This is a genomic window from Aeromonas sp. R7-1, from assembly GCF_040908115.1.
Lineage (GTDB): Bacteria > Pseudomonadota > Gammaproteobacteria > Enterobacterales > Aeromonadaceae > Aeromonas > Aeromonas caviae.
In genome coordinates, this window is record NZ_JBFODD010000057.1 from 1 (window position 1) to 11,942 (window position 11,942).

The 11,942-nt window shown below is 60.9% G+C and carries 10 protein-coding genes and 1 pseudogene; 5 read left to right on the top strand and 6 right to left on the bottom strand.

What is annotated here, in order from left to right; translation table 11 throughout:
* From AB5Y51_RS16675 to AB5Y51_RS16700, 6 genes and pseudogenes are all read right to left on the bottom strand, one after another.
* Positions 1–167, bottom strand: a pseudogene (locus AB5Y51_RS16675) (IS1595 family transposase); the annotation flags it as partial.
* Positions 168–1,103: 936 nt separating this feature from the next.
* Positions 1,104–2,090 carry a YafY family protein gene (locus tag AB5Y51_RS16680; protein ID WP_029313511.1) on the bottom strand — a complete coding sequence of 329 codons (987 nt, stop codon included), beginning with the start codon at positions 2,088–2,090 and terminating at the stop codon, positions 1,104–1,106.
* Positions 2,091–2,376: 286 nt separating this feature from the next.
* Complete coding sequence (locus AB5Y51_RS16685; RefSeq protein WP_039040394.1) at positions 2,377–2,763, bottom strand: SirB2 family protein; 387 nt, start codon at positions 2,761–2,763, stop codon at positions 2,377–2,379.
* A complete protein-coding gene (locus AB5Y51_RS16690; RefSeq protein ID WP_043154446.1) occupies positions 2,760–4,616 on the bottom strand; it encodes a monovalent cation:proton antiporter-2 (CPA2) family protein in 1,857 nt (618 codons plus the stop codon). Before AB5Y51_RS16690 ends, AB5Y51_RS16685 begins: the two co-directional genes overlap by 4 nt.
* Before the next feature lie 70 nt (positions 4,617–4,686).
* Positions 4,687–5,286 (bottom strand): NAD(P)H-dependent oxidoreductase, encoded by a 600-nt coding sequence (locus AB5Y51_RS16695; RefSeq protein WP_039040395.1) that lies wholly within the window; start codon positions 5,284–5,286, stop codon positions 4,687–4,689.
* 59 nt (positions 5,287–5,345) lie between these two features.
* Positions 5,346–6,188, bottom strand: a complete 843-nt coding sequence (locus AB5Y51_RS16700) for a LysR family transcriptional regulator (protein WP_041212185.1) — start codon at positions 6,186–6,188, stop codon at positions 5,346–5,348.
* 140 nt (positions 6,189–6,328) lie between these two features.
* Here AB5Y51_RS16700 and AB5Y51_RS16705 point away from each other — a divergent pair, with 140 nt between their 5' ends.
* The 5 genes from AB5Y51_RS16705 (at position 6,329) to AB5Y51_RS16725 (ending at position 11,901) form a co-directional block, all read left to right on the top strand.
* Positions 6,329–7,051 carry an SDR family oxidoreductase gene (locus tag AB5Y51_RS16705; RefSeq protein ID WP_010672575.1) on the top strand — a complete coding sequence of 241 codons (723 nt, stop codon included), beginning with the start codon at positions 6,329–6,331 and terminating at the stop codon, positions 7,049–7,051.
* A 76-nt stretch (positions 7,052–7,127) separates the two neighbouring features.
* Positions 7,128–7,451 (top strand): hypothetical protein, encoded by a 324-nt coding sequence (locus AB5Y51_RS16710; RefSeq protein WP_041214286.1) that lies wholly within the window; start codon positions 7,128–7,130, stop codon positions 7,449–7,451.
* Positions 7,452–7,496: 45 nt separating this feature from the next.
* A complete protein-coding gene (locus AB5Y51_RS16715; RefSeq protein WP_010672577.1) occupies positions 7,497–7,928 on the top strand; it encodes a DUF411 domain-containing protein in 432 nt (143 codons plus the stop codon).
* A gap of 288 nt (positions 7,929–8,216) precedes the next feature.
* Positions 8,217–10,382 (top strand): S9 family peptidase, encoded by a 2,166-nt coding sequence (locus tag AB5Y51_RS16720; RefSeq protein WP_323944804.1) that lies wholly within the window; start codon positions 8,217–8,219, stop codon positions 10,380–10,382.
* 547 nt (positions 10,383–10,929) lie between these two features.
* Positions 10,930–11,901 (top strand): TAXI family TRAP transporter solute-binding subunit, encoded by a 972-nt coding sequence (locus AB5Y51_RS16725; protein ID WP_029313514.1) that lies wholly within the window; start codon positions 10,930–10,932, stop codon positions 11,899–11,901.
* The last annotated feature ends 41 nt before the right edge of the window (positions 11,902–11,942 follow it).

The window sequence follows — 11,942 nt, forward strand, 5'->3', positions numbered from 1 at the left end:
TGGGTGGCATCCGCCTGGCAGTGGGGACAGCCGCAGCATGTGGGTAACTGGGCATGGAGGGACGTAATCGGGTGTGGAGCGGCGAGCTCATGCTGAGCGACACGGCGCTGACGCAGAGTAAGTAATGGAAAGAGGGACAACAGGTGTTGGAAGGCTGGCGTATCCATGATGAAGGTCCTCGCGGTGATGACCTACTTCCAGATTAGCCTTCCAACACATAATTGGGACAGCGCCAAAGAAAAGGGGACAGCAGATGCTGTCCCCTCAAGTCATTTCGTCCATTCCCTGAACTGCCATGCTCCCTGCAATCCTTGACGCTATCCTTTCCTTTGGAAATTCCCCTTCCCAATCCGTTGGGGTGTCCTGTGGCCTTCCTAGCCTGGCAATCTGTCCTGATTGCTTCACCCTCTCCTTCCTGGAGGTGTCCATTACCACATCCCGTGGTGTTCCTGCGTCATCCTGACTGATAACCACCCTGGCTATCACACTTCATCTTGAAGCTGTTCCTGACCGCGTCTTGCGGTGTCCTTACATCCTTGATGAGCGACAATCCGTGCCACTCAACCTCATCCCGAGGTATCCAACTACCTCATCCCGAGGTATCCAACTACCGCATCCTGCGGTTGTCCTGTCGATCCTTGTGATAACCATCCTGGCTATCAACCCCATCCCGAGGTGTTCCTTGCCCACATCCTGCAGGCTATTCCTTGTTTATGCGCTGTTTCTGCATCCTGCCGAATCAGCTCGTCCTTGTGAGATCCATACTAAGGCAATTGCAGGCTCGAACAAGGTGTGCAATCGGATTGCGCTCCGTGACATGCGGTGCAGAAATGGGCTTGTGTGGAATATTATCTACGTTTATCAGTTACTTATATAGTTTCCATGGAAAGCATACCCAGTGCGGGATGGCTTCACGTACGGTTCAACACTGAGGGGTCTTACAGGGGGAATGGCAGATCTCTTACAAGCAGAAATCGGTAGGAAAACGATGGTACAGCCGCTTCAATCAGGGGTGTAAGAGTTCAAAATTAATTGAATACTTATGCTTTAAAAGTAGACAAAAGCCGAGATAAATCTCGGCTTTGTATTGTCTGCTGGTTTCTTTAGCTGACCCTTGTCCCAGGAGTCGGGTAGGCCTTGCGCAGTGATTCGGGTGCAAGCACCTCCAGGTTGCCGCTCATGTTGTTCAACCAGGAGCGGAACTCGGGCGTATCCTGCACTTCGGTCTCCACCACTACGCTGCGCTTGTCGTAACGGGTCATGCGCGGGTTATGCCCCGGGATTTGTCCATCGATCAGGGTCGGGCAGTTGGCATCGATGCGCCCGACGAAGCGGATCGGACCGCTGACGTCCTGATAACCCTGGTCGCGGATTAGCTTCTGGATATTGAAGTCCTTCGGCTGGGTCGCGCTGAAGTTGGTCAACTCCACGTTCTTGATGTGATCGAACGGAATGCCGTAGACCTTGGGATCCAGCTCGGAGAGGGTACAGAGCAGGATGGGGCCATCGGGCTGGTTCAGGATGCCGAGGGGATTGATGCGGTCATAGCAGAGCCAGACAGTACGCTCCTTGATGACACGCTGGATCTCGGCGCTGAACTTGCGGCCACGCCAGAGGGCGTCGCGGATCAGGGTGCTGCGGCGGATCTCCGGATTGCCGGCGAAGGGGCGAGGTGACTGGTGCACGCTCTCCAGCCAGCGCTCGGCCAGTTCGCTCTGGCTGTCGCGGATCACCTGACCAGCCTTGTCGATCAGCGGGTTCAATTCGGTCAGCACGCTTGCCGGCAACAGTTGGCTCGCCTGGTCGCTCCAGGTTTTCAGGGCCACTGCCAGCGAGAGCGGCATGATGTTGGCAAAGTCATTGAGACCATGGCGCTCGAAGCACCAGCCATGAGGCTTGCTGCGCTCATCGGAGGTGAGGTCGAACAGTCCCATGCCGGACATCTCTTCCAGGTCCCGTTGCACGGTACGGAGACTGACGTGGATGCCTTCCTCTTCCAGTTTTACCTGGAGTTGGCTGGCGGTCAGCTTGTAAGGGCGGTGCGGGATGCAACGCGCCAAGGTCAGTTGTCGTAACAGCTTCTTACTCATGGTGCATGCCTTCACTGGTTTAGCGTTGAGTGTATCCTAGCCATGGCATGCGACAGTCTATGTCGCAAGTTTTGCTGCGACAACTGTCGCCATTTTCATACATGAAGAGCCAACGCATTGATAAATAAAACAAAATAACAAATAAAAGGGGTTGTTTGAGCCCTTTTTTTATTGAAAACGAGCCTTGCGAGAATGCTCGCGACCAGGGTGACAGGAAGGAAATGGAAGCAGTAAGGAGGGGGAGGTGGGAAGGAGGTGGGGGACGGGCCCCCACCTCGACACGTCGTTATGCCAGCCAGGACCAGGCTGATTTGGTGATGGCTGCGCCCACCATGTAGCCGAATACTGCGAGAGCGGCCACTCCGGCCACCAGCTTCTGACCGCGGGCAGGGCGCTTGAGCGCCATGACGCCCAGGCCGATGTAGATCACCAGGGCAATCAGCTTGGCCATCAACCAGGGCTGCTGGCCAGGGCTCATCTGCAGGGTCACCGCCAGCAGCACGCCAAACAGCAGCAGGAAGGTGTCGTTGATGTGGGGCAGCACCTTCAACCATTTCTGTTGCAGCCGCCCGCTGCCCGCCAGCGCCAGGCTCCAGCGGTAGAGGAAGAGCAGCAGGCTGACCAGGGCCAGGGTCATGTGAAGGTGTTTGAGCATGGGGTAATAGGCAATCATGTTGCTTCCTTGTCGTTGTCGGGCAGACCGCTGTTCCATTGATGGGCGTGGGTACGCTCCTGTCCTTCCTGATCGTCTTGCAGCAGGTCGGAGAGGATGTCGCGGTATTGCAGGCTCTTGTTGATATAGGTGTGCTCGTCGTCCAGGTAGTTGACCTGTTCCCGCAGCAGCCGGTTGTCATACTGCTTGAACATCTGCCCCGCACGCCAGGCCTGATTGGCCCTGAATCCCAAGAGGGTGAGTGCTTCTACCCCAAGATCCACGGCCGACCCCAGGGTTTCGCGGTGCACGCTGTCTATCCCGTGGCGCAGGATCTCGTGGGCATGGGGTCTGTCCTGGGCACGGGCCAGTATTCTGAGGTGCGGGAAGTGCTTTTTCACCATCTCGATCACTTCGAGGGAGGTGGCCGGATCATTGAGGGAGAGCACCAGCAGTTTGGCCTTGTGGGCGCCGGCCGCGTGCAGCAGGTCGAGTCGGCTGGCATCCCCATAAAACACCTGGTAGCCGTACTTTCTCAGCATCTCTATCTGGCTGGCATCCTGCTCCAGGATGGTGGTGCCAATACCGTGGCCGTGGAGCAGACGCCCCACTATCTGACCGAAGCGACCGAAGCCGGCGATGATGACCGGGTGTTCCACCAGCTCGGGCTGTTCGTGTTCGGGGGTGTCGCTCTGGTTGCGGTAGTCGAACCAGGGCTGGATCACCCGATCGTTGAGGATAAGCAGCAGCGGTGTCAGCGCCATGGAGAGGGCGACGACCAGAGTCAGCAGTGAGATGGTGCTGCCCGGCAGTACCTTGTTCTGGGCGGCGAACGAGAACAGCACGAAGGCGAACTCACCGCCCTGGGCCAGGGCCAGGGCGAAGGTCCAGCGCTGGTTCGGGGAGAGGCGAATGACAAAGCCGAGCCCCATCAGCACCAGCCACTTGAGCACCATCAGACCGATCACCAGTGACGGGATCAACAGGGGATGGGCGGCAAAGAGGCTGAAGTCGATGCCGGCACCCACCGACATGAAGAAGAGGCCGAGCAGCAGCCCCTTGAACGGCTCAATGTCCGCTTCCAGCTCGTGGCGGTATTCGCTGTCCGCCAGTACCACGCCGGCGAGGAAGGAGCCGAGGGCGGGGGAGAGGCCGACGGATTCCATGAGCACGGCGATGGCGATCACCAGCAGCAGGGCGGCAGCGACGAAGATCTCCCGCATGTGGGACTGGGCGATGGCGCGAAACACCGGCCGCATCAGGTAATGGCCACCTAGCACGATGCCGGCGATGGCGGCCACCACCAGCAGGCCGTGCTGCCAGCCTGCCAGCTCCGAGCTGCCGCTGCTGGCGACCGGCGCGATGGCCAGCAGCGGCAGGATCGCCAGGATGGGGATGACGGCGATGTCCTGGAACAGCAGCACGGCGAAAGCGGAGCGGCCGCTTTCGCTCTGCATCAGTTTGCGCTCCTGCAGGCTCTGCAGCACGATGGCGGTGGAGGAGAGCGCAAGAATGAGACCGATGGCGAGCCCCTGCTGCCAGGGCAGACCCAAAAGATAACCCACCCCGGTCAGGGCGACACTGGTGAGCAGCACCTGCAGACCACCGGTGCCGAGGATGGGCCCTTTCAGTTGCCACAACAGGGCCGGGCGCAGCTCCAGACCGACCAGAAACAGCATCAGCACCACCCCGAACTCGGCGAAGTGCATCACATCTTTCTGCTCGCCCACCAGACCAAGCAGGAAGGGACCTATGATGATCCCCGCCAGCAGGTAGCCAAGGACGGAGCCCAGCCCCCACCGCTTGGCCAGCGGGACGGCGATCACCGCCGCCGAGAGGTAGATCAGGGCGTCAAACAGCAATCCATGTCCCATCAGCGGCTTCTCCTTAACATGATGAATGCCGGTGAGGGCTGGCCGGGCCTGCGCCCGGATCGAGTGTGTGTCATGGGAGTACCCCCAGCAGATCGCGCAGATAGGGGCTCTCGGCCAGCTGGGCCGGGGTCAGCTGCTCGTCACGCAGGGCGCACAGCAGTTGGCGATAGTCCTGGCCGCAGCGGCGCAGCGCCTCGGGATCCTCGAGCTTGTGGAAAGAGTGCAGCACGAAAGGGGGCAGCCAGCGCATGCCACACAGCTGTGCGGTCTGCTGGAAGGGGAGCAGGAAGTCGAGCAGCGGGCGCTGGTTGTAGCCGGCGCGGCAGTAGGACTCCGGGCCGCCCCCCGTGGTGATGGCGCTGAGCCACTGCTTGCCGTTGAGGGCGTGGGCCTCGGGGCCGTAGGCATAGCCGTACTCCAGCACCAGGTCCATCCACTCTTTCATGATGGCCGGGCAGGAGTACCAGTAGAAGGGGTGCTGGAAGACGATGATGTCGTGCTCCGCCAGCAGGGCCTGTTCCCGTTTCACGTTGATGAACATGTCCGGATAGCGCTGGTAGAGATCGTGCAGGGTGATCCCCTCCAGCCCCTCGATGGCATGCAGCAGCTGCTTGTTGGCCCGGGAACTCTGCAGCGCCGGGTGTGAAAAGATGACCAGAATACGTTTCATGGGATTCCTGAAGAGGGTCTGCTGCCGGCACATGCGACAGATTGTGAGCTGAAACGTTATCAAGAAGCTCCCTGGCCCGCCAGTTCCGGGATCAGTGCGCGCAGCGCCGGATTCAGGGTCTGGTGGGCGGGGTAGCAGAGGCCGATGCGGCGGAACATCCGGGGGCCGCTCACGGGCAGGGTGCACAGGCCCGCTTCGTCCTCCACCAGCCCGTCGGGCAGGAAACTGATGCCCACACCGGCCAGCACCAGCGCCATCACCAGCCCCTTGCTCTCGGCCTTGGCCACCAGATTGAGGGTGAGCCGGTCACAGGCCAGCAGGCCTATGGTTTGCTGATGGGCTTCGCAGGGGGGGCACTCAATGAAATCATGGTGTTGCAACTCAGCCAGCTCGATACGCGCCCTGCCCGCAAGAGGGTGTCCCCTGGGAACGCACAGCACGTACTCCTCTTCCCAGAGCGGCAGGAAGATCTCGTCCTCCCGGCGCAGGGCATCCAGGGTCAGCCGGCAGTCGGCCGGGGTGCCGTAATCGGAGAGGGTGAGATCCAGCTCGGGCAGCACCCCCTGCACCCGCCGAAGCAATCCCGCCAGCCGACGGCGGCTGAGGTCGGGCATGATGGCCATGTTGAGTCTCGCACGCGTCGCCTTCTGGCGAAACAGAGTCGGCAGGCGACGCGCCTCTTCCACCAGCTTGACGGCGTGGGGATAGAGATAGTGGGCCGGATCCTTCGCTTCCACCCCCTTCTTGCCCCGGATGAAGAGGCTGTCCCCCAGGCTCTCTTCAAGCTGGCGAAGGCCGGCGGAGAGGGAGGGTTGGCTCACGTGGCAGCGGGCTGCCGCCGCCGTGATGTTCTTCTCTTCATAGATGGCGATGAAGAAGCGCAGCAATCTCAGGTCCAGCATGGGGATACCATAGTTAATTCAGATGATAACCAGCGGAAAACTATATTTATCGCCGATGGATGTAGCGACTATAGTGACTGGGTCCCGTGCTGGCCAGCCCTTGTTTGACGCCCATTTCAACGCATCAGAAGGAAAACTCCATGTCCAAGTCCCTCGTGGTGATCACCGGCGCGTCCGCCGGGATCGGTGCCGCCATTGCCCGCGCCTTCTCCGCCGCCGGCCATCCGCTGCTGTTGCTGGCCCGCCGGGTCGAGCCCATGCAGGCGCTGAACCTGCCTGATACCCTCTGCATCGGGGTCGATGTCACCGACACCGCCGCCATGAAGGCCGCCGTGGCGCAGGCGGAGGCGCAATTCGGCCCGGTGGGATGTCTGGTCAACAATGCCGGCGTCATGCTGCTGGGACAGGCCGACGTGCAGGATCCCGCCGAGTGGCAGCAGATGCTCAACATCAACGTGATGGGGGTTCTGAATGGCGTGCATGCGGTACTGGCCGGCATGAAGGCCCGCCGCAGCGGCACCATCATCAACATCAGCTCCATCGCCGGTCGCAAGACCTTCCCGAACCATGCCGCTTACTGCGCCACCAAGTTCGCCGTTCACGCCCTGACCGAAAATATCCGGGAAGAGGTGGCCGATGTCGGCGTGCGGATGGTGACCATCGCTCCGGGCGCGGTGGAGACCGAGCTGCTCAGCCACACCACGGACGAGCGCATCAAGGCGGGCTATCACGACTGGAAGGATCAGATGGGAGGCGTCATTGCCCCCGAGGTGATCGCCGACGCCGTGCTCTACGCCTGGCACCAGCCGGCCAACGTCTGCGTGCGGGAGATCGTGCTGGCAGCCACCCGTCAGCAACCCTGATGCAAACGGGGGAGGGGTTGACCCTCCCCCTGGGCCAAGGGTTACCATAGGCCCTCTTTCGTCATTGAGTCGTCTCATGGTCCTGACCCGTCGCCAACTCGCTCGCGCCCGCCGCTGGCTCCCCCTGTGGAGTCTGGTGCTGGTGCTGATGTCGTTTGGCAGCCGTGCGGCCACCGATCTCTGTACCCTGACGCCCCATTGCAGCCAGAGCGAGCGTACCCTGGAAAAAGCCATGCCCTGCGGCAGCTTCACCTCGGCGCTCGCCATGACGGTGCTCACCAGCGACAGCCTGACGGTTGCCCGGCTTGAGCCCGACAGGCCGACATACCTCTCTCCCTCTCTGTTCATGCCGGAGGCGCCCCTGGAGCGTCTCGAGCGTCCGCCCCGTCACCACGGCTGAGTCGAGTTTCCCTTTCCGGGCATTTCTTCTTAACCGAGGTGAGATATGTACAAGTCCCTGTTACTGGCCGTGCTGGCCGGTACCGTCAGTTTTTCTGCTCTGGCAACCGGGCAGATGACCGTCTACAAGTCCCAGTATTGCGGTTGCTGCAAGACCTGGATCAAGCACATGGAAGAGAACGGCTTTGAGGTCAAGGTCGTGGAAACCGAGCAGCTTGACCCGATCAAGCAGCAGCATGGCATCACCCCGCAGCTGGCCTCCTGCCACACCGGGGTGGTGAATGGCTATGTGGTGGAGGGGCATGTGCCCGCTGCCGACGTGCAGAAGCTGCTCAAGGAAAAACCGGCGATCCGCGGTCTGACCATTCCGGGGATGCCCCAGAGTGCGCCGGGCATGGATATTCCGGGTCAGCCCTATCAGGTGCTGAGCATCAGTGACGAGGGCGCGACCAAAGTCTGGTCGAGCTACCCCGGCTGATGGATGCTGACCGTGAGCAGACACACTTCCATCATGTGAGGCACACCTGAGCGAACCCGTGTCGCTCACGGTCAGGGAGGAGGGCCGCCATCGCGAGATGGCGGCCCTTTTTCGTCGATTTGGGGGGGAATGTCCGGGGAGCCCTTGCAACCCCGGGCGACAAGGGGCAGATTGATCGCCAATTTTTATTTTCTCAGGGACGCTTTTCCCACTGCCTGCCGGTGTGCCGTCTGGATGCGTGCAGCACCAGCGGGAGGGGCGGCCCTGTGACAGCGCAAAGGATGCGACATGTTCACCTTTTCCCGGGGGTTGCTGCTGGCTTGCCTGCTTGCTGCGCCCTGTTCCCATGCCAACGAAGAGTCCGCCATGCCTACAAGCGATACTTCCACCCAGCCTGTCATTGTCCCCCCGGTGGCTGCCAAGCACCCCCATACCCTGAAAAAACACGGGGACACGCGCGTCGACAACTACTACTGGCTGCGTGACGACGAGCGGCAGAAGCCCGAGGTGCTGGACTATCTCAAGGCCGAGAATGCCTACACCGAGGCCATGCTCGCACCGATCAAGCCGCTGCGCGAGCAGCTCTACAAGGAGATGGTGGCCCGTATTCCCCAGCAGGACGAGTCTGTCCCCTACGTGAAGAACGGCTACCGCTATCAGACCCGTTACGAGCCGGGCAAGGAGTACGCCATCTACTCCCGCAGCAAGGTGGAAGGGGACGGGGCTCCCACCCTGCTGCTGGATGGCAACCAGCGTGCCGAAGGCCACGAGTTCTATGCCCTGGGGGCGCTCGAGGTGAGCCGCAACAACCGCTGGCTGGCGGTGGCGGAAGATTATCTCTCCCGCCGTCAATACAGGATCCAGTTCCTCGATCTGGAGAGCAGCGCCTGGGCCGCCGACACCCTCGAGAACACCTCCGGCAACCTGGTGTGGGCCAACGACAGCAAGACGGTCTTCTACGTGCGCAAGCACCCCAAGACCCTGCTGCCCTACCAGGTCTATCGCCACGAGCTGGGCACGGATCCCGCGAAGGATACCCTGGTCTACGAGGAGAAGGACGACTCCTTCTATGTGAGCCTCTACGCCACCACCTCGGAAGATTTCATCGTCATCTCCCTCTCCAGCACCACCACCAGCGAGGCGCGCCTCATCGATGCCAATGTGCCGGGTCAGACGCCACGCCTGTTCCTGCCCCGCCAGGTGGATCACGAGTACAGCCTGGATCACTACCGCGGCCGCTTCTATGTGCGCTCCAACAAGGACGGCAAGAACTTCGGCCTCTACGAGACCAAGGAGAGCCCGGTGGATCGCTGGAAGGCGGTGATCGCCCCCAATCCGGACGTGCTGCTGGAGAGCTATGCCCTGTTCAGGGACTGGCTGGTGCTGGAGGAGCGCAGCCAGGGGTTGACCCGGTTGCGTCAGGTCAACTGGCAGAGCGGCGAACAGAAGGAGATCGCCTTCGACGATCCCGCCTATGTCACCTGGCTTGCCTACAACCCGGAGCCGGACACCAGCGCCCTGCGCTATGGCTACTCCTCCATGACCACGCCGTCCTCCACCTATGAGCTCGACATGGACAGCGGCAAGCGGACTCTGCTCAAGCAGCAGCCGGTGGCGGGCTTCGTGCCTGCGCAATATGCCAGTGAGCGGCTCTGGATCACCGCCCGTGACGGCGTGGCCGTGCCGGTGTCGCTGGTCTATCGCAAGGACAAGTTCAAGAAGGCAGGGGGTGGTGCAGGCACCAATCCCCTGCTGGTCTACGGCTATGGCTCCTACGGCGCCAGCATGGACCCGGACTTCAGCAGCTCACGCCTGAGCCTGCTGGACCGGGGCTTCGTCTACGCCATCGCCCATATCCGGGGTGGCGAGGAGCTGGGCCGCACCTGGTATGAAGAGGGCAAGCTGCTCAAGAAGCAGAACACCTTCAACGACTTCATCGACGTGACCGAGGCGTTGGTGGCGCAAGGCTACGGCGCCAGGGATCAGGTCTATGCCATGGGAGGCAGCGCCGGCGGCCTGCTGATGGGGGCCGTCATCAACCAGGCGCCCCAGCTCTATCGCGGCGTGGTGGCCCAGGTGCCCTTCGTCGACGTGGTCACCACCATGCTGGACGAGTCCATTCCCCTCACCACAGGGGAGTATGACGAGTGGGGCAACCCGAACAAGAAGCGCTACTACGACTACATGAAGGCCTACAGCCCCTACGATCAGGTCAAGGCCCAGGCCTACCCGAATCTGCTGGTGACCACGGGGCTGCACGACTCCCAGGTGCAATACTGGGAGCCGGCCAAGTGGGTGGCCAAGCTGCGTGAGCTGAAGACGGACGACAACCAGTTGCTGCTCAGCACCGACATGGAGGCCGGTCACGGCGGCAAGTCGGGCCGTTTCAAGGCCTATGAGGACATCGCCCTGGAGTTCGCCTTCATTCTGGAGCTGGCTGGCAGCAAGGCGTGATGGCCGGGCCCAAATGAAATCAGCTTGTTACCAAACCCCGTTCCGGCAGCCCCGGATCGGGGTTTTTGCATCTTGGCGACAAAAGCGTCATTAACGTCGTGTTTATGCTGTTCAGTAAGCACTTCGCAATATAACGGACCAGGTTTCTAATCCTTGCCAGTCAAGGGTTACGAAAGAATCTGGGCGTGCTTTTTATTGCTTCCCTTTGATAGTTCATGTAATTAATCTGCCCTTGAGAAATTAATGATCCGCTTCAAACTTCTCGCTATTTAAATCCGCCATTTTGCTGTTTTGTTTGATTTATGTTGGTGTTATGTGCTTAATCGGGGCGTTAATGCTTTTGAACTGACCCGTTTCTGGTCAGATCACCTCCGATCGGCATGACGCTGATTATCTCACTGCAGGATGATGGTGGCTTCTGGAAGGGCGCGTGCCGCTCGACCATTTCCTCGTACGAGGTCGTATAGGCGAACCCAGTCTTGGTGCGGGTCTGTCTCATATTCTCCCGGGAAACGGGTGAAATAAATCAATGAAAAGGATGAAGAACATGAAAGGATTATCCTTGGCGTGCGCCTTGTCGGCGGCTCTGGTCGGTGTGTCGTTTGGTGGTCCGGTGCAAGCGCAGGAGCGCTTCGTGACCATAGGCACCGGCGGTCAGACCGGCGTCTACTACGTGGCGGGCCAGTCCATCTGCCGCTTCCTCAACCGCGGCGCCGCCGATCACCAGATCAAGTGCAACGCCCCGGCCAGTGGCGGTGGTGTTGCCAACGTCAACGGCATCCGCTCCGGCGAATTCAACTTCGGCATCATGCAGTCCGACCACCAGTACAAGGCGATGAAGGGCGTCGAGCCGTTCAAGGCCGAAGGTCCGATGGATGACATCCGCGCCGTCTTCTCCCTGCAGAGCGAAGTGTTCACCATCCTGGCCCGCAAGGACGCCAAGGTAGCCAGCTTCGACGACCTGAAGGGCAAGCGCGTCAACATCGGCAACCCGGGTTCCGGTCAGCGTGACACCTTTGAAGAGATCATGACCGTGAAGGGCTGGGACAAATCCGCCTTCAGCCTGGTCTCCGAACTGAAACCCGCCGAGCAGGCCTCTGCCCTGGGTGACAACAACATCGACGCCATGAGCTACTTCGTCGGCCACCCGAACGGCGCCATCCAGGAAGCCTCCACCACCACGGACACCGTGCTGGTGCCGGTCACCGGCCCCGAGATAGACAAGCTGCTGGCCGAGAAGAGCTACTACAGCAAGGCCGAGATCCCGGGCGGTCTCTACAAGGGCAGCCCGAACCCGACCCCGTCCATCGGTGGCAAGGCGGTGCTCTCCACCAGCGCCAAGGCTGACCCGGAAGTGGTCTACCAGCTGGTCAAGTCCGTGTTCGACAACCTGGACCGCTTCAAGCGCCTGCACCCGGCCTTCGCGGATCTGAAAGAAGCCGACATGATCAAGGTGGGTCTCTCCGCTCCGCTGCATGAAGGCGCTGTGCGTTACTACAAGGAACGTGGCTGGATGTAATCCGGCTGCGTCTTCGGATGTGCCCCGGACTCGCTCCTCCT

Excerpts from the sequence above, each read along its gene's own strand:
- AB5Y51_RS16680 (WP_029313511.1), bottom strand. The coding sequence starts at position 2,090 with ATGAGTAAGAAGCTGTTACGACAACTGACCTTGGCGCGTTGCATCCCG.
- AB5Y51_RS16685 (WP_039040394.1), bottom strand. The coding sequence starts at position 2,763 with ATGATTGCCTATTACCCCATGCTCAAACACCTTCACATGACCCTGGCC.
- AB5Y51_RS16690 (WP_043154446.1), bottom strand. The coding sequence starts at position 4,616 with ATGGGACATGGATTGCTGTTTGACGCCCTGATCTACCTCTCGGCGGCG.
- AB5Y51_RS16695 (WP_039040395.1), bottom strand. The coding sequence starts at position 5,286 with ATGAAACGTATTCTGGTCATCTTTTCACACCCGGCGCTGCAGAGTTCC.
- AB5Y51_RS16700 (WP_041212185.1), bottom strand. The coding sequence starts at position 6,188 with ATGCTGGACCTGAGATTGCTGCGCTTCTTCATCGCCATCTATGAAGAG.
- AB5Y51_RS16705 (WP_010672575.1), top strand. The coding sequence starts at position 6,329 with ATGTCCAAGTCCCTCGTGGTGATCACCGGCGCGTCCGCCGGGATCGGT.
- AB5Y51_RS16710 (WP_041214286.1), top strand. The coding sequence starts at position 7,128 with ATGGTCCTGACCCGTCGCCAACTCGCTCGCGCCCGCCGCTGGCTCCCC.
- AB5Y51_RS16715 (WP_010672577.1), top strand. The coding sequence starts at position 7,497 with ATGTACAAGTCCCTGTTACTGGCCGTGCTGGCCGGTACCGTCAGTTTT.
- AB5Y51_RS16720 (WP_323944804.1), top strand. The coding sequence starts at position 8,217 with ATGTTCACCTTTTCCCGGGGGTTGCTGCTGGCTTGCCTGCTTGCTGCG.
- AB5Y51_RS16725 (WP_029313514.1), top strand. The coding sequence starts at position 10,930 with ATGAAAGGATTATCCTTGGCGTGCGCCTTGTCGGCGGCTCTGGTCGGT.